The sequence below is a fragment of the Enterococcus sp. GPZ-007 genome (assembly GCF_059374735.1).
The window spans coordinates 1-19261 of the sequence record NZ_JCAFYN010000039.1 but is presented as its reverse complement, the minus strand read 5'-3'; the positions used below and the strand labels follow the sequence as shown (position 1 = coordinate 19261).

The following is a 19261-nucleotide window of genomic DNA, read 5'->3' as shown; positions in this document are numbered from 1 at the left end:
GAAAAGAAATTTTCTGGTGTTGTCTTAAATAGTGAGACTTATGTATGTTGTTTTTCGCATACACAAGTCTATTTTTTTATTCCTAAAAGGAACGCTAATTTTTAAGGATGTCCGTTCAACTTTGCCAGTTTTTCTTTATGGTTTGTCAGTTCTACTTCCTGTTTAAGCAGGTTAGTAGAATGATATGTCTTCGAAAGTCCAGATAAATTCTTTTAAGAATTTATCGACATAATTTTAGAGAAGACTAGCGTAATTAGAAAAGTGGTATACGGCATTCTAATGGACTAATTTTTCCTTGAAAAATTAATTCATTAAAAAGAATAAGGAGGATAAGAATGTCAGAGGAGAAAAAACAACAACTGCTGAAACCTTTTTATACTGAGGAAACAGAACAGGTCTTAGCAGAGGTTCAAACGACTGAAGAAGGGCTGACGTCTGCTGAAGCAGAAAAACGCCTAAACGAGTTCGGTTTGAATGAATTAGAAGAGGGCGAAAAGAAAAGCATGCTTGCTCGCTTCATCGAACAGTTCAAAGATCTGATGATCATTGTCTTACTGTTTGCGGCAATTATTTCTGCGGTCGTCTCTCACGAGGTAGTGGATTCGATCATTATCTTAGCAGTGGTTATCATTAATGCGATTATGGGGATCGTGCAAGAATCAAAGGCGGAAGAGGCAATCGAAGCTTTGCGAGAAATGTCGACACCAAATGCCAATGTTCTGCGAGATGGACATATCAGCTCGGTAAAATCAACGGATCTTGTTCCCGGCGATATCGTAATGTTGGAGGCCGGCGATGTGGTTCCTGCGGATCTACGTTTGTTAGAAGTTGCTTCATTGAAGATTGAAGAGGCAGCACTTACAGGTGAATCTGTACCAGTCGAAAAAGAAATGATCGTCATTGAAGATGGAGAAGTCGGTATTGGTGATCGTGTCAATATGGCTTACTCAAATAGTAATGTGACATATGGTCGAGGTAAAGGTGTGGTAGTCAACACTGGGATGAATACCGAAGTTGGTAAAATCGCCGGGATGTTGGCACAAGCGGATGAGACCGAAACACCGCTTAAAAACAACCTGAACCAATTGAGTAAATTCCTGACCTTCGCCATTATTATCATTGCTGTGGTAATGTTTTTCGTTGGGATTGTCTTCAATGATACTTCTTGGGTCGATATGCTATTGACCTCGATTTCATTGGCGGTTGCAGCGATTCCAGAAGGCTTGCCGGCGATCGTTACGATCATCTTAGCTTTAGGTACGCAAGTAATGGCAAAACGGAATTCAGTAATTCGTAAGTTGCCAGCCGTTGAAACATTAGGTTCAACTGATATTATCGCTTCTGATAAAACAGGTACGTTGACACTGAACCAAATGACGGTTGAAAAATTATATGTAGACAATCATCAATACGATGCGAATGGTGAAGTACCCGTCGACAGTATGGCGATGAAAGTCATGAACTACGCAAATGATACTAAGTTTACCCAAGAAGGCAACTTGATCGGTGATCCAACTGAAACAGCTTTGGTTCAATTTGGGTTGAATAACAGCTTCGATGTTCGAGAAAAAGTAGCTGAAGAACCACGTGTCGGTGAGCTGCCTTTCGACTCTGATCGAAAATTAATGAGTACGTTACATGAAGAAAAAGATGGCAAAATCTTAGTCGCTGTAAAAGGTGCTCCAGATGTCCTGCTTAATCGTACTTCACAGATTTTACTAAATGGTCAAGTTGTACCAATGACGGATAAAGAAAAACAAGATATTTTAGCCAATAACAAAGACATGGCGCAACAAGCGCTGCGTGTTTTAGGGATGGCGTACAAGTATGTTGATGTCGTTCCAGCTGAGTTAGAATCAGAAGTAGTCGAAAATGATTTGATTTTTGCTGGCTTAGTCGGAATGATTGATCCAGAACGTGCCGAAGCGGCAGAAGCTGTACGAGTAGCCAAAGAAGCGGGCGTACGTCCAATCATGATCACAGGAGACCACAAGGATACAGCAGAAGCAATTGCTGCTCGTCTAGGAATCATTGAAAAGGGCGACGATGCCTCAGTCTTAACGGGTGCACAATTAAATGAAATGTCTGATGAAGAGTTCGCTCAAAAAGTTGAACATTATTCTGTTTATGCTCGTGTTTCACCAGAACACAAAGTTCGAATCGTGAAAGCATGGCAAAAAGAAGGCAAAGTTGTTGCCATGACTGGTGACGGTGTCAATGATGCACCAGCCTTGAAACAAGCCGATATCGGTATTGGTATGGGAATCACTGGTACAGAAGTTTCTAAAGGCGCTTCTGACATGGTTTTGGCGGACGATAACTTCGCAACGATCGTTGTTGCGGTTGAAGAAGGACGTAAAGTTTTCTCAAATATCCAAAAAGCAGTGCAATATTTGTTAGCAGCTAACTTGGGTGAAGTCTTGACGCTATTTATCGCAACCTTACTTGGTTGGGATACGTTGCTACCAATCCATTTATTATGGATCAACTTAGTGACGGATACCTTCCCAGCGATTGCTTTAGGAATGGAACCAGCAGAAAAAGATTTGATGCAGCACAAACCTCGCGGACGCAGTTCAAACTTGTTCTCTGGCGGAGTCCTATCAAGTATTATTTATCAAGGAATCTTAGAAGCAGGTACAGTATTGTTTGTTTACTGGTCAGCAATTCAATGGCCTGTCCACACAACTTATACGGAAATCCATTCTGACGCATTGACGATGGCCTTTGCGACACTAGGATTAATGCAGCTATTCCATGCCTTCAACGTGAAGTCGGTTCACCAATCCTTATTCAAAGTTGGACCGTTCCGTAACAAGAGCTTCAACTGGGCGATCTTACTATCATTTGTTTTAATGATGGTGATTATCGTGGTGCCAGGGTTGAACGATATCTTCCGAGTAGCACATCTTGATTTATATCAATGGGGAATCGTCATCGGTGCATCCTTTGCGATTATTCCAATCGTTGAGATTGTTAAAGCTTTCCAACGAAGCGCACAAAAAAAGTAAGCTAAATCAAAAATCGCATGAGCCAACATCTGGCTTCATGCGATTTTTCTTTTTGCAATTTTTTAGTTTGAGCAGAATTAAGTATCCTTGAGAATACCCTTGTACTGGTTGTTTAGCTCAGGCTAGCTACTGATTCTAAATATGAACCAGCTATTTAATCAAAGCGTACATTTGCATATCGACAACGTTACCGTTTTTCACAGCATTCTTTCTTAGGGTCCCTTCAAATTGGAAACCATTTTTCTCAAGCAAGCGGCAAGATGCCTGATTAGTGGAGAATGGTTCGGCAAAAATGCGAATGATATCTGTTTCCGCAAAGACATAGTCAGTCAGTTGCTTTACAGCCTTCGTACCGACTCCTTGTCCCCAATAGTCTTCAGCTACATAATAGCCCATCTCGGCTGTTTGACGATGAATGTTATCGCAGCGGAAGGCACCGATACTGCCAATCGCTTGATCCTCATCATTAACGATCGCAAAGGCGAAGGTTTTGGTTGGATCAGCATTCAACATAGCGTTGATAAAAGCTAGTGCATCTTGTTCGGTATAAGGGAAGGCCAGTCCATCACGTAAATTATCTTGAATCTTTTTGTTGTTTACTATCTTTGCTAAGGATGCGGCATCTTCTTTCCGCCAATTTCGAATGATCTTGTCCATAAACACGCCTCCTAAATGGTATTTCTTTAAAGTTACCATCAAAAAATGCAGAATTGAAGACATTTCTAAATATTTTATGAGTCGCTTTGCATCTCGTTGGAAAATCGGTAAAATGGGAGGTATCAAAAGATAGAAAGTAGGAATTGATATATGCGACCTAATACAGGGTTTTATGCTAGAGAAATTAATGAGATTGTTCAAAATACAGAAAAAATGGGTGAACGTTTGCATCCAAGTTATGAAGAAATTCGTACAGCATTGGACGAAAAGAAAATGGCTGAGTTCGATCAAGAACGTTTATCAGAGATCCACGAATTATTTAAAGAGGGCACGCAATTTTATCAACTGAACTTAGAAAAAATCAGTATGCTAAAAGCCCCAGCGAAAGTAATGGGCAATCATAAAAGCTTCGAAAAGGCCTATGTTCAATACGTAGCCGGTTGCCAAGAAATGACGGACAGTTTGCTGCCAGAAGTAAACGAAGAAGCTTTCAATGCCGCTGAAAAAAAACAGGATGAAGCGACCGACATTATCTATAAAACAATCCAAAAAATCACGAATCTGTTATTGAAATAGTAAACAAGTCAAAATAAAAAGAGAACAAAGGTTTTCTAATTTCATTATAACGTTATTTTAAATACAGCTGGAACAGAATCGGTTATTATAAATACATAACCAATAACAACCTTTTCTTTTTCATTGCATTTAGGTAATACTCCTTTAGCACCGATTTGCCGATCGGTGCTTCTTTTGCGAGTTCTACTACCAGCTTTAGCTGGTTAAGTAGAATCGTATGCGAAGTGAGAATCAACATCATTTTTCGTGGGTTCCGAAAAATGATTCCCTTACTAGGAGCTAGCGGTCAGTTCTGCTTTTCGCAGGATACTGAAGTTTAAATCCAGCTATTGATTATTGAAATAAATTCCTTATCTCGAGATAGCTGCGAATTTTATAGTTAAACTGCATAATTCAAGAAAGAAGCATAAAAAATAAAGTTTATAAAAAACTGGTCTCTAAGTAAAATCACTAAGAGACCAGTTTTCATTTTGATTAATTCTCAATATTTCTTACATAGTTTTCAAAATAATCATTTAAATCGTTCTTGATTTTTTGATATTCTTCTTCGGTATATTCTTTTTCTTCTAAACGCCCTTTGAAGTTTGGCAGGTCTAAATCTTTTTTAAGTCTTTCTATAACTGCTTCTTTATCCATAGACATTTCCCTTCTCTCTAGTAAGATATTTCTTAAAGCAAGTTCTTTCTACAGGTCATTTGAAAAACCGAGCTAGTCAAAATACACACAAACGGCTTCTGGTGCAAAAACGTTTTTTTGAATCATGGTTAAGAGACCGGTTTGGCTATCACGACGATAAAGGGTCAAGTTGTCGCTGTTTTGATTGGCGGCAACGACGTAGTCATTATCAGGGCTTAATGCGAAGTCTCTTGGGAAATCGCCTTCTGTTGAGATTGATTGGATCATGTCAACACTTGATCCGTCTTCGTCAATAGCAAAGACTGCGAGGGAATTATGTCCACGATTGGAAGCGTAAAGATAGCGACCGTCGTTTGAAATGCGAATCGCTGCACCGCCATTTTCACCCTCATAGTCTTTTGGTAAAGTGGAGACTTTTTGTTTTTGAGTAAAGCTGCCATCGGCTTTGTCATAGGCTAAGACAGTCACAGTGCTGTCAAGCTCGCCAAATAGATAGGCGATTGATTTATTTGGATGGAAAACTAAATGACGCGGGCCAGTGCCAGGCTCCGCTACATACACCGCCGTTTCTTCGACTTCGCCTGTTTCGGCAACGTTATAGGTGTAGACACGATCCGTTCCCAGATCACAAACAGCCAAACGTTGATCCGGTGTGAGATCCGTGTAATGGGTATGGGCCTTGTCTTGATTTTTATGCGGTCCAGTCGGCTCAGTGTGAGCAAGCGTTGCAGCGGCTGTTAGAGAGCCATCTGGTTGGATTTTATACGTATTCAACTCGCCTTTGTGATAATTAGCGCCATAGACCAATTGACGTGCTTCATCAACGGCTACGTAGCATGGTGGAGCACCGTCTTCTGTCACCGCATTCAAAAAGCTGTTTTGAGGATCGTAGCTGGACATTCCGCCTTGATTATTGCGGGTTGTAACAGAATAAAGAAAATTTTCTGTACTTTTTGCAAGATAGGTAGGGCTGTTTTCTTCCGTTACTAGTTCCAAGTTGGCTAACGTTTCAGCCGCTGTATCTAACTCGATCTGATAGATGCCTTGACTGATGCGTCGGGTGTACGTTCCTAAAAGTATTTTGTGGATCATTAAAAAACCTCCTTCAATATATCTACCATTTTAGCAAGTTTATTCTCGCTTGGATAGCGCTAGCTTTGTGATATAATTGAAAAATAAATGTGAAAAGAGTGTGACTTATGACAGTGACAGAAATTACTCAAATTGGAAAAAATGCAATCAATGATGAAAATATTTTAGTGCTTTTTGGTGAAAATATCACACCTGATCTGTTAGACGTTTCGATCGTTCAGAAAAAGCTTGGTAACGAATTGATCGCGGTAGAAAAGGGCGGACAGCTTATTTTTGGAGATCAAAGCTATCAAATCAATGGTGTTGGACCATTAGCAAATGAGAATTTAAATGAGATTGGGCACGCGACTGTTTTCTTTCAAGAAGAAGTTGGCATGATCCCCAATGCGATTTATGTCACCCCAGAAAAGCTTCCTGAATTGGAAGTTGGGATGAAAATTACATTTCAATAGGAGCGTGAGTGCGTGGATAAAAAGAAATTAACGCAAAAAACATCTTGGTTCTGGAAATGGTTTTTAAACAGCCAAGTTGTCGTGGCATTGATCATTGTATTATTGCTGCTGTTGATCACGTTGGTTTTTACAAAGGTATCCTATCTATTTGAACCAGTTGGGCAATTTTTTGCGATCGTCGGTCTGCCGATGGTGATTGCGGGGATTCTTTATTATTTAATGAATCCTGTGGTTAATTTTTTGGAGAGAAAAGGATTGACGCGAAATATTGCGATTATCCTGCTGTTTATTGCAGTCGTTGCTTTGCTTATTTGGGGAATCGTCGTTATCATTCCACAGATCAGAGAGCAGATCGGCTCAATGATGAAAAGCTTGCCGGGGTACTTTGATACGGTCAGTGATAAGTTGGGTGAAATTTTTAAAGATCCAACCTTCCAGCCAATTCAGCAGCATATTGAAAGTAGCTTGCAGAAGATTTTAGAGTCCTTAACGGATACGGCACAGAAAATTTCTCGTGTGACGATACAGGGATTAGGAAGCGTTGTTTCTACACTAGCAACAGTCGTGATCGCATTGATCACAGCGCCGATCATTTTGTTCTTCCTATTGAAGGACGGTGATCAGCTGGCACCATACTTCATTAAGTTCCTACCAACAAAGGCACGCAAGCCAACGCTGAAGGTCATGACCGAAATGAATTCACAGCTGGCTTCGTATATTCGCGGTCAGCTAACTGTAGCATTCGCAGTAGCGGTGATGTTTATTATCGGGTTCTCCTTGGTTGGCATGAATTATGCGGTCACTCTAGGAATTATGGCTGGTTTTTTGAATCTGATTCCTTATCTTGGATCCTTTTTAGCCATGGTACCGGTCGTCTTTATTGCGATTGTTACTGGACCGGTCATGCTGGTAAAGGTGATCATTGTTTTTGCGATCGAGCAAACAATCGAAGGACGGATTGTTTCACCGTTAGTATTGGGGAACCAATTAGAGATCCATCCGGTGACAATCATGTTTGTCCTTTTGACAGCTGGGAAGATTTTTGGGATCGCTGGTGTGATTTTAGGGATTCCATTTTATGCGGTAGCGAAAGTGATTATACTTCATGTATTTGAATGGTATAAGGGTGTCTCGAATTTATACGAAGATGAAACTACAGAAAAAACGCCTGTCGATGAATGATCGACAGGCGTTTTTTTGTATGTTTGAAAACCACCTGCTGTGCTGGTGGTTCAAAAGAGCTTCCAGCGTGGTATTAAAAAGACCTCCCAAAATTGATAAACTGATGTTGGTTTCCCGACCGCATCACCATCAAAGATAGGAGGTGTCCTTATGGAAAAGGACAAAGAAAGTTTATCACATAGTAAATGGAGATGTAAGTATCACATCGTGTTTGCGCCAAAATATCGGAGACAGATCATTTACGGAAAATACAGAGAAAGTATCGGCGAGATTATTCGCACGCTCTGTGAAAGAAAAGGAGTAGAGATCATTGAGGCAAATGCCTGTGCAGATCATATTCATTTGCTTGTAAGTATTCCACCAAAGTTAAGTGTTTCGCAATTCATGGGCTATTTAAGGGGAAAAAGTAGTTTAATGATATTCGACCGACATGCAGAGTTGAAATATCGCTATGGGAACCGAAAATTTTGGTGTCGAGGGTACTACGTGGACACGGTTGGACGGAATAAGGAGCAGATAGCTGAGTATATTCGTAAACAAATAAAAGAAGATTATTCAGCAGATCAGCTTACGTTGTTCGAAGAGGTAGACCCGTTTACAGGAGCAAAAAATAAAAAGAGATAGAGCGAGATTCTTTTAGAATCAGCGAGTAGAAGTGGTGCGGGGGGAAGCTTTCAGAGGGCCTTTTAGGCCGAGGCCGGTAAGAGAGGCTTCTAGCCGAAGAGCAAACCACCCGTTTCACGGGTGGTTATGATTAAAATTGTGCAGCCAATGATTTGGCTTTTTCTTTTGCCGCAGCCATGATCTCAGGTGCTCTCGCCGGATCGTAATCCGCACCTTCGATGTAGATAGAATCAAAATCAGTGATACCGATAAAATTCAAAATCCCCTTAACATATTGTGCTGAGAAATCTTGTCCATTATATGTACCGCCACTTGATTGAATGTGTAGAGCTTTCTTATCAGTAATCAAGCCGGTAGGACCTTCCATAGTATATTTGAAGGTTTTACCTGCGACGTTGATCGTATCGAACCATGCTTTTAATTTGGTTGGAATATTCAAGTTCCATAAAGCATTGGCGATAACGATTTTTTCACTAGCTAAAAATTGATCAGTAAACTCATTAAAAACACGTACTTTTTCTTGTTGAACAGTGCTTAATTCAGTAAAATCAGTACCCTTTTGCAGCGATTTCCAAGCTAAAAGCAGGTCGCCGTCGATTTCTGGGATATCTGTATAATACAAATCTAACATGGTGAAAACATCTTCTGGATGACTTGCTTGATGTGCTTCGATAAAAGTATCCAAAATAGTCACTGTTTGCGAGTCTTCTGCGGCTAACGGGTGGGCATTCACTACTAGAACATTTGCCAAAACTAACACTCCTTAAATTTACTTACAAACGCATCGTACACAATATATCAAAAACAGACAATTTATCTGCTCGAAACAACCAATAAATTGTCTGTTTTTGATTAACTTGCGAGATATTGTTTATAAGCAGAAGTTCCACCAATTACATTTACTACTTGGTAGCCTTTGCTTCGTAAAAATTGCGCCATCGTTTTTGAACGTCCGCCAAATTGAGTAAATAGGTAATACGTTTTACCTTTGTCAAGTTGACCTAAACGATTCGGCAATTGGGTTAACGGAATACGTGTAACGTTTGATCCTTCCAGTAAATCAGCGGAATCATCAAAATCAGGGTCTCTTAAATCTAAAACATCCACGGGCTCTTTAGCAGCAAGCAACATAAATTCTTTGGTAGTAACTGAATAATTCATTTTCTTCAACAGCCTTTTCTTTCTTAATATTGATTTCAACTTTAATATATTTATCGTCTTATTACAAGTGTTATCATTGATATTTTACTGGATTTTGACAAAATGTAAAGAAATCATTCGAAAAATTTTCAGAACTTGAAAAAGTTGATAAGCATTTTTCTTGCGTTGAATAAAAGCATCCAATTCTTATTAAGATAATTTCATTTCAAATGAAATTATTGAAGGCGCATTTATATAGAAGGATATTGCTTGCGTGAATGAGATAGCATCGGTAAAATAGGAATGACGGAGGGAAGAGAACAATGGGAAATTTTCATTTAGGGAAACTGAATTTAAAAACGATCGCTATTCGTGTCCGAGATCGTGATAGACTGATCCATTTCTATCGGGATATCATTGGACTGCATTTATTGCGGGAAGAAAATGAATTGGCGATTCTAGGATACAAAGATCCAGCCAGTGAATTGCTTTGGTTGGAGGAAAGTCCGCGGGCAGACGCACATCGTGGCGAAATCAAAAAAATGCAACGGGTTTCACTAGTGGTACCCAACATAGAAGAACTAGCGAACGTTTATTATCGAGCACAAGAAGAAAATTATCCAGTCAAATCGGCTTTACAAGCGGATGATGAGAAGGGGTTGCTTTTTGAAGATCCTGAAGGAAATGAGATTGAGATTTTCTATGCTCCTAGTAAAGAACGGTCGACTTCGGAACCAATTGAATTGGATTTTGCTGAATTATTGAAGAAAGCGACCAAACAGGAAAAAATCCATGGTGCTTATTTTGATAAGATTCATCTAAATGTCAGCGACCTGAGTAAACAGCAAGCGTTTTTGGCGGATATTTTAGGGCTGAAGGTCCATGATGAAAGCAAAGAGGAGTTGTTACTGAATCGTGGAGAGTTTAATGTAGGTCTAACAACTGCAACCGGCGGTACGATCGATCTGCCGACTGATAAAGTATTGGGATTAGACTTTCTACAATTTAAAGTTTCAAAAGCCAAATTAATGGAACTATGCGAACATCTTAGTGACCAAGAGATGGATTACTTCTGTGACAAAAAGAAATCACTGATCACCCTTTACGATGCTGCCGGTATCGAATGGTGGTTTGTATTGAAGTAGAAAAGAAAGCCGCGAATTTCGCGGCTTTTTGATTTATTACTAGTAATTTTCAAGGTCTCCTTTAGAACTTAAACTGTTCTCTTCCTTTTATTCTACGCCAAAATAGTCACAATCAACAGGCGATTTTTAAGATGCTTCAAAGTATTTGATTTTTAAAATATGCTATACTTTTTCAGAAAAGTAAAATTCAGAGGGGAGGGCCATCATGTATCTTGAAACACTTCGATTAATAGAAGAAAAAAAGCGAGAAGGGGTTTTTCCCGGTGCTGTTCTCCGCTTTATTGAGAATGGTGAGGATGAGGAACAAATTCTGGGGAATGCGCAGGTTGAACCCACTGTCGTTTCGATGGAGGAGGATTTTCTTTTTGATGTCGCGTCCTTAACAAAGGTCGTCTGTACGACAACCGTGATGCTGAAACTGAAGGAAGACGGCAAGCTTTCTTGGGATCAGACACTGCATGAGCTGTTGCCTAGCTTTCAAAACGAGACGATCACTTTGCGTCACCTGTTGACTCATACCTCCGATATCCAGACCTATATTCCCAAGCGTGACCAGCTGAATGCAGAAGAATTACGAGCGGCATATTTAACTTTACAACCGGGGACAGATCTTGGAAAAGTGGTTAAGTATACGGATGCAGGCACTATTTTATTGGGATTTCTGATTGAAGAGCTTTATCAAAGAGACCTAATCGAGGTGTTCAAGGAAGAGGTGCTGCAGCCTTTAGGAATGTCTGATAGCAGCTTTTTACCCCAACCGCCGTATGATAAAATCGTCCCTACTCAAAAGATGGCTGATGGTAAGATACTGAAAGGTGTGACCCATGATCCCAAGGCAAGAGTTCTGGCAGAGCATGCCGGTAACGCAGGTCTTTTTACAAATATGAAAGATTTAAGTAAATTTGCAAAAATGTATTTGAATCTTGGGCGGGTTAGCGATATGATTTATTTGCATGACAAGACAGTTCAAGAATTACTTCATGATCAGACACCAACAGGAAAGGGAAAGCGCTCAATCGGCTGGGATTTGAAGTTTAGTCCTTTGGATCAAGCACCGCTGCTCTTCCATACCGGCTACACAGGAACGTTCCTGCTGTTGGATATCGTAAAGAAATCGGCTTTCATTTTTCTGTCAAATCGTGTTCATACTGAAGATCATCGGGCGAGTTACGTGGCGCATCGCGATGAGATTCTAGCCTGCTATTTGAATGAACGTTCAAAAATTTATCAAAAATGAATTCATTAAAAAAGGAGCAAAAAGCATGGAACCATTATTTTTACAACCAGTTTTTCAAGAAAAAATTTGGGGTGGCGATCAATTACACACCGTTTTTGGTTTTGACATTCCCAACAATAAAATCGGGGAAGATTGGGCGATCAGCGGACATCCTCATGGTGTCAGCATCGTAGAAAACGGCCCATACAAAGGCTGGAAAGTCAGTGATTTATGGAATGATCATCGTGAATTATTTGGTAATGCCGAGGGCGACGTTTTCCCATTATTGACAAAAATTTTGGATGCTGAAGATGATCTATCTGTGCAAGTTCATCCAGATGACAGCTATGGCTTGGAGCATGAAGGCGAGTTAGGAAAAACAGAATGCTGGTACATCATCAATGCAAAACCGGGTGCAGAGATTGTTTATGGACATAATGCGCAGTCCCGTGAAGAATTAGCGGAAATGATCGAAGACGAACGCTGGGATGACCTATTGCGTCATGTACCCGTTAAAAAGGGTGATTTCTTCTACGTGCCAAGCGGTACGATCCATGCGATCGGCAAGGGCATCATGATTTTAGAAACGCAGCAAAGCTCAGACACGACTTATCGCGTTTATGACTACGATCGCAAAGACGATCAAGGCAATACTCGTGAACTGCACATTCAACAATCAATCGATGTGACGACCGTTCCGGCTATCAGCCCAGCGCTTGAAGTATCTGAAAGCAAAAAAGGCAGTTCTTCAGTGATCACTTACTTGAAGACGGATTTCTTCAATGTTTATGAATGGGATGTTGTTGGAGAGCTTTCTCTGAAGAAGGAAGGCGACTACACGTTAGTGACTGTCGTAGAAGGATACGGCAATCTGATTGTTGATGGTCAAAGCTATGAAATGAAACCTGGAACTAGCTGCATTTTGCCAGCGCAAATCGCGGAATGGAAGGTCGAAGGCGAAATGAAGATTATCGCTTCAACGCCGGGAACGAAATAAAAGAAAAATAAAAGTGGTCAGCTTCTCTTAGCTGATCACTTTTTTCTACGCAAAAAAAATGACCGCCAGCCCAACGCTGATGGTCATTTTTCATTTGCCAGTCAAACTTTTCCCAGTTCTATTTTGGTACGGGCTGAACTTTAAATCTTACAAAAGAAGAATCGTTCAAGCTGCTTAGTTTGATGGTACGCGAAACGAAGATAAAACTCTTTTTTTGTGGTTTTCAAAAAATGAAGACCTTAATATGAGATAGCTTAAGGTAGTTGCGGTAATTCCACATCTTCACCGTATTTATTTTTTAAAGCAGTATACAGCAGGCGGACTGCCAAGGATTTGTTGCGGGCTAAGATCGGTCCGTGGAAGTAAGAACCGTAGACGTTTTTATAGATCACGCCTTCACCTTGATCTTCGCCGTTGTTGCCATTGCCTTTGACGATCGTGCCCAGTGGACGTTCACCTTCGCCCAAGAAGGTCCGACCATTGTGGTTTTCAAAGCCGTAATAGGTTTCACCGAATTCTTCGTTGTGAATCTCGATGTCGCCGATGAAACGATGGTTGTCTTGGCTCAAGGTGTAGTGATCCAGAGCGCCGATGCCTTCGATCTTTTCGCCATTCGCACCGATATAGTAGTGACCTAATAATTGGTAGCCGCCGCAGATCGACAACAGCACACCGTTGTTTTCGATGTATTTGGTTAGTGATTCTTTTTTATCTTGAATATCTTTTGAGACGATGACTTGCTCATAATCTTGACCGCCGCCGATAAAAACAAAATCGAATTTATCAGGATCGAAGTCTTGATAAATGCTGACGATCTCTGAATGAATCTCGATCCCCATTTGTTTGGCATAATAGTTCAAGGTCAGCAGATTGCCATTATCACCGTATGTGTTCAATAAATTTCCGTATAAATGCGCTAAGTTTAATTCATATTTAGCCACGATCCATACCTCCATCAATATAGCCTTTTTGGGCTAGTTCTTTCCGTAATTGTAAAACGGCTGTGTAGGTCGCTAGGATATACACATGCTCCGTCGGCAATAGTTTGATCTTTTCAATGACTTCCGTCAAGCTTTCTGTCTCGGTTAGTTTATCTTCAGGAATGCCTGCTACCTTCAGACGAAGAGCCATGTCTTCATGACGATCTCCGCCTGCGATAACTGCGGGAATTTCCATCTCAGCGAAGGCTTCGTGATTGCCGTCCCAGATCCAACTAATGTCGATGCCATCTGCGTAATTCGCGTTCAATAATGATACTAATGAGAAGGGATAAGGCGCTAGACCGATCATATCGATGACTTGATTTAAACCGACTGGATTCTTCACTAGGACTAAGGTACATTTCTTTCCGTCGATCTCAAATTCTTCTTGGCGACCAAACACTTTTTCATCGTAGCCAAGTCCGCGTTTGATCTTGTCGTTAGAAACGCCATAGTATTCTGCTACCGCTGTTGCAGCAAGCGCGTTGTAGACATTGTACATCCCGCCGACTTCAATCTTGTAATCTTGTCCATCAATCACAAACTCAGAAGATTTGTTGTCCATTGCTTTCATCTCGGTTAGTTTGTAATCTAACTCTGGACGATGGAACCCACAGTTAGGACAATAGTATTTTCCTAAATTAGCATACGTAATCATCTTGTATTTTAAGATGTGCTGACATTTCGGACATAGCAGACCATCCGTGTTGTAATGTGCCTCCTGATCTTCATCAGGCAAATGATCGAATCCATAATATTTTCTTGGGTTGACAGTTTCCAGCGAATTAAAGATTGGTGAATCCCCGTTGCATAAAATTGGTGCCTGCGGTGATTTGGCTGCGCCGTCGACGATCAATTTGTAGGTCGTATAGATCTCACCGTAGCGGTCCATCTGGTCCCGGAAAATATTCGTGAATAGGAATAATTCCGGCTTGATGTACTCCGTGACTTTACTCAAGCTGGCTTCGTCAATTTCTAGTACGGCGATCTTTTTATCGCCTTTTTTCCCTTTAGCATTTAAAAATGTCGATACGATACCTTGTACCATGTTGGCGCCGGTTGGATTCGTCAATACATAATCAAAGTCCTGTTTTAAGATATTCACGGTTAGGGCAGTGGTTAAGGTTTTTCCGTTTGTACCTGTGACTACCACCACTTTATAGTCTTTCACTAATGTATCTAAAATCTTCGGATCCATCTTTAAAGCAAGCTGCCCAGGATAACTGGATCCACCTTTAAAGAACGTTTTTAATACCCATTGGGCGGTCTTGCCGGCAGAGATAGCCAGTTGACTTCGTATCCCCATTACACATCCTCCATGTCTAAAAACAAATTTAATTCATCTTATCATATTTAAAAAAAAAGTTTAAATAGCTTTTCCTATTCTTAATTTTTCTATAGAAAAAGGCTAGGGCAAAGCTCTGCTCCTAGCCAATAATAATCTTTTCTTCTGGAAATTCATAGCCTAAGTCCTGTGTTTCTTTTGGTACAAAGAGCATCAGGGTATAAAGCATGCCAATGCGTCCGATAAACATCAAAACGGCGATCATAATTTTACCAGTATTGGAGAGATCATCCGTGATGCCTAATGAAAGTCCAGTCGTTCCGAAAGCCGAGGTAACTTCAACGATGATCGAAATCAAGGAATGATCCTCCGTTGCCGTTAAAAAGAGAATACTGAATAGACACATTCCAGCCGATAGCATAAAGACCACCACGGATTTTCGCACATCCTCCTGAGCAATCTTGCGTCCAAAGATATTGATGTCATTCTCATTTTTTAAGAAGGAGTACAGATACAACCCGATAATCGCGATCGTCGTTGTTCGAATACCGCCGCCCACTGAACTTGGGGAGCAGCCGATGAACATCAGCAAGGAGAAAATGATCAAGGTCGTATTTTGAAATAGGTTCAGATCGTGAATCTGCAAACCGGCATTGCGTGTTGTCATGGAATAGAAGGACGAATTTAGCCACTGATCAAATAGATTCATATTGGCGAAGTTATGGTCCTTCTCTAATAGCCAAATAGCTACTGTACCGCCAATAAATAGAACAAAAAAAGCAAGCAGGGCGATTTTTGAAAAGAGACTAAAACGAAACGGGAGGCGAGATTCGGATTTTTTATGATAGATCCAGCCATGGAAATCCATCAAAACTGGGAAGCCGATCCCGCCGATAAAAATCAGCACCATGATCGTGATAATGAAAAAATAATCATGGGAAAAAGGGATGATTGATTCGCCTGTGACATCAAACCCCGAGTTCGTTACTGCCGAAATAGCCTGATAGAAGCCGAAAAAGATCGCTTCGGAAATTTTGTGATAATACCCTGCCACGTAGAAATAGATTGAGAAGATCATCCCAAAAACAACTTCGATCGCCAACAGCATCGTGAAGGTAATCCGAATTAAATTAACGATCCCGCTAAGTCGCGGTTGATTCATATCCGTCATGATCAATTGCCGTTGCTTTAGGGTGATCCGACGTTTTGATACGATAAAGAAGAAGGTGGTAATCATCATGATCCCTAATCCGCCAACATGGAATAAGATTTCCAGCATCAACACTCCTGTGTCATTGAAGACGGAGTTGATATCAAAGGTGGTCAATCCAGTGACTGAAATCGTTGAAATCGCCATAAAAACCATATCAAGAAATGAGACATGGGAACCTGGTTCCCGAAAAATCGGCAAACTAAATAAAATCAATGAGAGGATCGTCATAGCCAAATAATAGGAAACGATGATCTGGATTGAAGAAAAACGATTATTTACTTTTTGCCAGCTTTTTTTGAGAAAACTGACCCGTCGATCGAAATTCATGGGAAACTCCTTAAATCTGTTCTAAATTTTTTACAACAGAGACAGTATAGCACGCTTCTATCAAAAAAACTCCCACCGATTTGGCAGGAGTGGGGAAGATTGGTATTTTGTCGATTAGTTGTCTTGTGCTGTTGCAGCAATGTCAATCTCGCGAATATTGACCTCTTGCGGCATATCATAGATAAATTTAACCGTTTCAGCGACATGTACGGGGTTAAGGGTGATTCCCCCCATGCTTTCTTTCCATGCTTGATAGTCAGTCAAAGCACCTTGATCCGTTACATGGGTCAATAATTCCGTTTCAGCAGCGCCGGGAGCCACTAATGACACGCGGACATTCGAACCAGAAACTTCTTCGCGAATTGTTTCACTCAAGCCATGTACACCAAATTTTGAAGCAACATAGGCTGCGTGGTTGGTGAAGGTCTTCTTACCAGCAAGTGAAGACATGTTGATGACTGTTCCATGTTTACGTTCGGTCATTCCAGGCAGTACGATTTGCATCCCGTTCAAGACACCCATCACGTTGGTGTTCATCATTGTTTGCCATTCTGCTGGATCTTGCTTCAAGACATTTCCTAATAGCATCACGCCGGCATTGTTGACTAATAGATCAACTGGTCCATAAGCGGCCTCTGCCTTTTTAATGCTTGCTGCAAACGCTTGGTAATCGGTCACATCAACTTTTTCGATCATGACATTGTCAAAGTTTAGCGGTAGAGCTTCGATTTTTTCTACGCGACGTCCCAACAATAGTAATGGATTGCCTGCTTGGTTAAAAAGTTTGGCGATCTCCGCACCAAAACCAGAGCTGGCACCTGTAATTACGACTAATGATTTTTCCATATAAATTGCCTTCTTTCAAATTTATGATACACTTACTCTACTACCTGGAGTTAACTCCAAGTCAAGAAGGAAGTTAAAAAAAATGAAAAAATTTTTGATCGGTGATATTACGGAGATGTACGGTATCTCCCAGGACACATTGAGGTATTATGACAAGGCGGGACTGCTGCCGTTTGTTGAGAAAAATCAGGCGGGGCGCAGAGAGTTTAAAGAAGATGATCTTGGCTATATTGAAGTCATCGATTGTCTGAAACGATCCGGTATCGCTGTTAAAGAGATCGCAAAATTTATGGATTGGTGCGTCAAAGGAGACAAAACCTTGCCGCAGCGCTATGCCTTCATGGTGGAGCAAGAGGCGGCTTTAGAGAAAAAAATCCATGAGCTACAGGCACAACTCGATTTCCTACGCTGGAAAAAATGGTATTATCAAACCGCCAATGAAGCAGGAACAGAAAAAATCTTCTTTAAAGAAGGGACACGGCGGGTTGACGATAAATGGCATCAAGAATATTTAGCTAGTAAACAAGTCTGAATCCTAGGTGATTCAGACTTGTTTCATTTAGTTTATTTTTTTAAAAAAAACTAGACTTATTTTTTTGTTAAATAAGTATTACTATTAAATTACAGGAAATCGCATGATGCCAAAAATGGAAGCGGTTAAAATAATTTTAGAAAGAAGAGAGAAAATATGCCAACTAAAGGATTGAATCAAAGAACCTTATTCATCACAGGACCAAAAAAATTGGAAGAATCCCTCCAACGTTTTTACGAAGAATCCCACGATGCGAATGCTGTTGTGGAATATCTGGTAGCGTTGTTAGTCAAAAATGCCCTTTGTGTTGGCGATGCCTTCTCCTTCTTTTGTAAAGAACTCATTCGCGACATTCTGCTGTTGACGGAACCAACGGAGGTGCTGCGTCTTTTTGCCCCGCTTTTTCACAGCTATTTTTCCGGCGGCGAATGGAAGCGAGTTATCGCACGATTGTATAAGAACAACAAGGAATATCATCTATATGACGATCAGCTCTATGAATATAAGCGGCAGCTATTTTCAAAAACAACACCGATTGAAGAGTTGGCGGGAGAACAGTATAAAGTGCTCTCGTTTTTTAAAGATGGCAATGGCAAGCTCCATACATGGAGTCTGCGAGGAGCCGATCCTTATTCCTCCAATCAGAAGATATATACTGTTCTAAAATTAATGACCCTTTTGACGATTTTCAAAAAGGACGGCGTACGTCGTTTCGCTGAGCTGGTGAATGCTGAGAAGGACAATTGTACCCGTCAGATTGCGGTGCGAAAAGGCGAGATCGTGGAGGAGACTGCCCCGCTTCGCGTCGGCCAGCCAGCCCAAGCCCCGCTGCTGTCTGAAGATATCGATGTTGATATGTTGAATGATGAAGTAAAGCTGGAGCTAGTGAAGCTGCTTCTGCCGAAAGGCTTCTCGCTAGTAGAGCCATCTAGCCAAATGCCTGAAGAGAGAAAGCTGCCGGATACCGTTAGTGCGCCCGAGAAATCAATCGCCACAATGCAACAAACACCGACTGATACTGGGTCAGTCACTGCCACAAGCCAAGAATCTCCTGCGTCCGCAGCTAAAGAACCGCCTGCCAAAAAATCAAAGACACGTTCCAAGCCTCAAAGTTTAGGGTCAAACTATTATGCCAAGTCCAAGAGTAAAAAACAAAAAGACAAAGATTATAAAGATAGTTTGCTGAAAGAAGCCGGCCTAAAACCGAAGAACCGGAAAAGGAATAAACGAAAATAAGGCTTCTGCGTTAGCATGAGCGTCTTCTTTGATGAAAAAAAGCCGTATTCTCTTGCGGCTTATTTGTCATGGATCAATCGATAGTAAGCGAAAAAAAGTACCTGAAAATTTTTT

The 19261-nt window shown here is 40.9% G+C and carries 19 protein-coding genes; 10 read left to right on the top strand and 9 right to left on the bottom strand.

What is annotated here, in order from left to right; all coding sequences use genetic code 11:
- The first annotated feature begins 335 nt into the window (after positions 1–335).
- A complete protein-coding gene (locus AC4J95_RS16505) occupies positions 336–3011 on the top strand; it encodes a cation-translocating P-type ATPase (RefSeq protein ID WP_494550796.1) in 2676 nt (891 codons plus the stop codon).
- Between the two features lie 150 nt (positions 3012–3161).
- Here the strand turns inward: AC4J95_RS16505 and AC4J95_RS16500 are convergent, their stop codons facing one another.
- Positions 3162–3668, bottom strand: coding sequence for a GNAT family N-acetyltransferase (locus AC4J95_RS16500; RefSeq protein ID WP_494550795.1), 507 nt, complete (start codon positions 3666–3668; stop codon positions 3162–3164).
- A 150-nt stretch (positions 3669–3818) separates the two neighbouring features.
- Between AC4J95_RS16500 and AC4J95_RS16495 the strand changes: the two genes are divergently transcribed.
- The gene (locus AC4J95_RS16495) at positions 3819–4244 is read left to right on the top strand and encodes a hypothetical protein (protein ID WP_494550794.1); all 426 of its coding nucleotides are present in this window, start codon (positions 3819–3821) and stop codon (positions 4242–4244) included.
- A gap of 474 nt (positions 4245–4718) precedes the next feature.
- Here AC4J95_RS16495 and AC4J95_RS16490 read toward each other — a convergent pair whose 3' ends face one another.
- Positions 4719–4880 (bottom strand): hypothetical protein, encoded by a 162-nt coding sequence (locus AC4J95_RS16490; RefSeq protein ID WP_167325164.1) that lies wholly within the window; start codon positions 4878–4880, stop codon positions 4719–4721.
- Between the two features lie 72 nt (positions 4881–4952).
- A complete protein-coding gene (locus AC4J95_RS16485; RefSeq protein WP_494550793.1) occupies positions 4953–5972 on the bottom strand; it encodes a lactonase family protein in 1020 nt (339 codons plus the stop codon).
- A gap of 107 nt (positions 5973–6079) precedes the next feature.
- On the opposite strand from AC4J95_RS16485, the gene AC4J95_RS16480 reads away from it, so the two are divergent.
- The 3 genes from AC4J95_RS16480 (at position 6080) to tnpA (ending at position 8230) form a co-directional block, all read left to right on the top strand.
- Positions 6080–6424: a PTS glucitol/sorbitol transporter subunit IIA gene (locus tag AC4J95_RS16480; RefSeq protein WP_494550792.1), complete on the top strand. Its 345-nt coding sequence runs from the start codon at positions 6080–6082 to the stop codon at positions 6422–6424.
- A gap of 12 nt (positions 6425–6436) precedes the next feature.
- A complete protein-coding gene (locus tag AC4J95_RS16475; RefSeq protein ID WP_494550791.1) occupies positions 6437–7606 on the top strand; it encodes an AI-2E family transporter in 1170 nt (389 codons plus the stop codon).
- A gap of 150 nt (positions 7607–7756) precedes the next feature.
- Positions 7757–8230: an IS200/IS605 family transposase gene (gene tnpA, locus AC4J95_RS16470; RefSeq protein WP_494550790.1), complete on the top strand. Its 474-nt coding sequence runs from the start codon at positions 7757–7759 to the stop codon at positions 8228–8230.
- Between the two features lie 130 nt (positions 8231–8360).
- Here the strand turns inward: tnpA and AC4J95_RS16465 are convergent, their stop codons facing one another.
- A complete protein-coding gene (locus tag AC4J95_RS16465) occupies positions 8361–8981 on the bottom strand; it encodes an FMN-dependent NADH-azoreductase (RefSeq protein ID WP_494550789.1) in 621 nt (206 codons plus the stop codon).
- A 101-nt stretch (positions 8982–9082) separates the two neighbouring features.
- Positions 9083–9391 carry a rhodanese-like domain-containing protein gene (locus AC4J95_RS16460; RefSeq protein WP_494550788.1) on the bottom strand — a complete coding sequence of 103 codons (309 nt, stop codon included), beginning with the start codon at positions 9389–9391 and terminating at the stop codon, positions 9083–9085.
- 302 nt (positions 9392–9693) lie between these two features.
- On the opposite strand from AC4J95_RS16460, the gene AC4J95_RS16455 reads away from it, so the two are divergent.
- The 3 genes from AC4J95_RS16455 to manA all read left to right on the top strand — a co-directional run bounded on the left by AC4J95_RS16455 (position 9694) and on the right by manA (position 12728).
- Positions 9694–10515, top strand: coding sequence for a VOC family protein (locus AC4J95_RS16455; protein ID WP_494550787.1), 822 nt, complete (start codon positions 9694–9696; stop codon positions 10513–10515).
- 205 nt (positions 10516–10720) lie between these two features.
- Positions 10721–11752, top strand: coding sequence for a serine hydrolase domain-containing protein (locus AC4J95_RS16450; RefSeq protein ID WP_494550786.1), 1032 nt, complete (start codon positions 10721–10723; stop codon positions 11750–11752).
- Positions 11753–11777: 25 nt separating this feature from the next.
- Complete coding sequence (gene manA / locus AC4J95_RS16445) at positions 11778–12728, top strand: mannose-6-phosphate isomerase, class I (protein ID WP_494550785.1); 951 nt, start codon at positions 11778–11780, stop codon at positions 12726–12728.
- A gap of 254 nt (positions 12729–12982) precedes the next feature.
- On the opposite strand, the gene AC4J95_RS16440 is transcribed toward manA, so the two are convergent.
- The 4 genes from AC4J95_RS16440 to AC4J95_RS16425 all read right to left on the bottom strand — a co-directional run bounded on the left by AC4J95_RS16440 (position 12983) and on the right by AC4J95_RS16425 (position 17379).
- Entirely contained in the window at positions 12983–13669 is a 687-nt protein-coding gene (locus AC4J95_RS16440; protein ID WP_494550784.1) for a type 1 glutamine amidotransferase, read from the bottom strand.
- A complete protein-coding gene (locus tag AC4J95_RS16435) occupies positions 13662–15014 on the bottom strand; it encodes a MurT ligase domain-containing protein (RefSeq protein ID WP_494550783.1) in 1353 nt (450 codons plus the stop codon). The genes AC4J95_RS16440 and AC4J95_RS16435 overlap by 8 nt, the downstream gene beginning before the upstream one ends.
- A gap of 121 nt (positions 15015–15135) precedes the next feature.
- Positions 15136–16533: a TrkH family potassium uptake protein gene (locus AC4J95_RS16430; protein ID WP_494550782.1), complete on the bottom strand. Its 1398-nt coding sequence runs from the start codon at positions 16531–16533 to the stop codon at positions 15136–15138.
- A gap of 114 nt (positions 16534–16647) precedes the next feature.
- Positions 16648–17379 carry an SDR family oxidoreductase gene (locus AC4J95_RS16425; protein ID WP_494550781.1) on the bottom strand — a complete coding sequence of 244 codons (732 nt, stop codon included), beginning with the start codon at positions 17377–17379 and terminating at the stop codon, positions 16648–16650.
- Between the two features lie 82 nt (positions 17380–17461).
- Here AC4J95_RS16425 and AC4J95_RS16420 point away from each other — a divergent pair, with 82 nt between their 5' ends.
- Entirely contained in the window at positions 17462–17911 is a 450-nt protein-coding gene (locus tag AC4J95_RS16420) for a MerR family transcriptional regulator (RefSeq protein WP_494550780.1), read from the top strand.
- Between the two features lie 156 nt (positions 17912–18067).
- Positions 18068–19147, top strand: coding sequence for a glycosyltransferase family 1 protein (locus tag AC4J95_RS16415; protein ID WP_494550779.1), 1080 nt, complete (start codon positions 18068–18070; stop codon positions 19145–19147).
- Positions 19148–19261 lie beyond the last annotated feature (114 nt).